The organism is Arthrobacter sp. TS-15 (genome assembly GCF_006964045.1).
Lineage (GTDB): Bacteria > Actinomycetota > Actinomycetes > Actinomycetales > Micrococcaceae > Arthrobacter.
Genome location: NZ_SDXQ01000055.1, coordinates 1 through 1227, shown reverse-complemented (window position 1 = coordinate 1227; position 1227 = coordinate 1). Strand labels below are relative to the sequence as shown.

1 protein-coding gene is annotated in these 1227 nt (G+C 59.2%); it reads left to right on the top strand.

All coding sequences use genetic code 11. From position 1 onward, the window contains the following. Positions 1–219: 219 nt before the first annotated feature. The coding region (locus tag EU811_RS20645; RefSeq protein ID WP_142940158.1) for a tyrosine-type recombinase/integrase at positions 220–1227 on the top strand (1008 nt) is incomplete at its 3' end.

The window sequence follows — 1227 nt, the reverse complement described above, 5'->3', positions numbered from 1 at the left end:
TCATTACAACGCGACATAATATCCGTTATCGGCATCCGAGTGGGACGAGTAGAAGTGGATGAGATAACTCGTCTCAACCTGCCATGCAGCGTTTTCCCACGTCAGGGATCGTTCGCATGTGATGGGATTGAATGATGACCAGCAGCTCGACCGCGTCATTGCGCGCTCTAGCGGCGTAATCTCTCATTTAATGAGAGATTCTTGCGTAGAGTTTGGCTTGTGAACATCGAACCTGGCCGGATTCCTGCCTTTCTGAACACTGAGAACGTTGGGCTGCTGCGGGCTGAAGACCGGGTTTTCGAGGCGATGCTTGATGGTTGGCGGGCGCAGATGCTGGCACGCGGGCTCTCAAACGCCTACATCAAAAGCTCCTGCAGTGTCGTTGAGCGGTTCCAGGAGCACGCGAACGAGTATCCGTGGACATGGTCGGCACATAACGTGGACGAATTCCTCGCAGACCGTCGCAGTTCAGAGAAAGGCCTGGCGTTGTCCACGCTCAGGTCCAACGCGGGAGCTATCAAGGCGTTCTGCGCGTACGTGACCGACGGGCGCTATGGGTGGGCAGCGTTTTGCGAACGGGTGTTCGCCGACATCCCGGTGCAGGTCGTATTTGAGTGGAACTCACCGCGGCATACCACTGACGATGCCATGCCGCCGCGCCGGAGGGCCTTCGCCCGGGCAGAGCTTCAAACGTTCTTTGATGCCGCTGATGATCTGATCGATACGGAGTTTGCCAAACGCTCCAAGCGTTGGTTGCCGGCGTTGAGGGATTCGACGGCGTTCAAGGTTGCCTATGCTTACGGGCTGCGCCGTCGTGAACTGACCATGCTTGAGTACGTCGATTTCGGCCCTAATCCCCACGTTGAACAGTTCGGCCGGTTCGGTGCGCTCCAGGTGCGGTGGGCCAAAGGAACAAAAGGCTCAGGCCCTCGGCGCCGGACCGTGCTGACCGTCCCGGAGTTCGATTGGGTCGTCGGTCAGTTGGAGTACTGGCTCTCCCCCGATGGCCGTAAACGCTTCGCCACCGCGGACCGTTCAGCCAGCATGTGGCCCTCGGAGCGCTCGGGTTCCACGGTCTACCGCAACTTCGACCGGGCCTTCCAACGCATCAGGAAAGCCGCTGGATTGCCGGACGAGTTGTCCCTGCACACCCTGCGGCATTCCTACGTCACCCACCTGATCGAGGCCGGCTACGATCCGTTGTTTATCCAGCTTATCTGGGGCCGG